The sequence below is a fragment of the Robbsia andropogonis genome, from assembly GCF_000970345.1.
Lineage (GTDB): Bacteria > Pseudomonadota > Gammaproteobacteria > Burkholderiales > Burkholderiaceae > Robbsia > Robbsia andropogonis.
Map to the genome: position 1 here is coordinate 1 of NZ_LAQU01000183.1, position 1,389 is coordinate 1,389.

The 1,389-nt window shown below is 46.9% G+C and carries 2 pseudogenes; both read left to right on the forward strand.

Annotation, left to right across the window (positions count from 1 at the left end):
* Positions 1–14: 14 nt before the first annotated feature.
* Positions 15–1,174, forward strand: a pseudogene (locus tag WM40_RS26975) (O-acetylhomoserine aminocarboxypropyltransferase/cysteine synthase family protein).
* 28 nt (positions 1,175–1,202) lie between these two features.
* Positions 1,203–1,389, forward strand: a pseudogene (locus WM40_RS31965) (dihydrorhizobitoxine desaturase); the annotation flags it as partial.

Genomic DNA, 1,389 nt, shown 5'->3' on the forward strand with positions numbered 1-1,389 from the left:
CGGATATTTACAATGTGAAAAGCGACGGATTTACATACACGCGGATCATTAATCCTACTACGCGTATTCTTGAGCAGCGGTATGCAGTTTTCGATGGTGCGGTAGATGCGTTAGCCGTGGCATCCGGGCAAGCTGCGACTTTTCTTGCGCTAGTAAATTTGTGTAGTGGACGACCGGGTGACAATATTGTTGTTTCGAAGTATTTGTATGGTAACTCATGGAATCTATTATTTAACACCTTCAAACGCCTCGGCATTGAAGCGCGACCAGCAGATCCACGTCAGCCGTCATCGTTTGAGCAACAGTCCGACCAAAGAACCATCGCCTTCTTTGGCGAGATTTTCTCTAACCCGTGCCTTATTCCTTTACCGCTTAGAGAACTTACCGACATCGGCAGGCGTTTCGGTATTCCAGTAGTCGTTGATAACACAACCACCCCTTTTGTGTGCCATCCCGCCAAACTTGGTGCAGCCGTTACGACCTACTCCGCAACGAAGTATATATGTGGCCACGGTACAACCCTCGGCGGGTTGATAACCGATAACGGTACATTCAACTTCGAGAATTCGAATCGTTTCCCGATTTTCAATGGCCCCGATGAGGCGCATGGAGGTATATTATGGCATGAGGCTGTTAAACAACTAGACGATTTGAGTCGAAGTCCTTTCTTGTTGAAAGCGCGCATGACGTGGCTTCGCGATACCGGTGCCGCAATCAGTCCGTTTTCGAGTTTTCAACTAATTCAAGGTTTGGAAACACTTCATTTACGCATGAAACGCCATTGCGAAAACGCCTCAGTCGTGGCAGATTTTTGCAAAGGCACCCCAAAGTCAAGAGTGTTTCGTATCCGGGGCTCTTCACCGGGCAAGATCGCGAAATAGCCGACGAATTGCTGGACGCTCGTGTCGGTCATGGTGCCATGATTATGTTTGAGCTGGATAGCGAGGCTGCAGGTCGAACGTTCATGCAGAATATCCAGCTCATGTATCACGTGTCTAACGTCGGTGACGCACGAACACTCGTGACGCACCCGGTTTCGACCACTCACACCACAGTTCCTAAAAAACAGCGAGAGGCCGCCGGAATATTTGACGGATCAATCCGTATTTGCATCGGCATCGAAAACGTTAACGACGTACTTGATGACATCAAGCGCGGTCTCGATGCCGTTTGACTAATAATTCGGCATGGAGAATCAGTTCATGGAAACGTCTAATTCTTGGAAGCTAAGCAACAAACGGTTCGAGGCATTTCAGTTTTCTAACGATATAACGCGGGAACTAGCTAAGCTACGAACGGACAACATCACAGGCGCTCTTTATATAATAAAAGATTATTTAGTTATACTTATTTTTATATTTTCTACTGTGAAAATTAGTGCATGGTTTT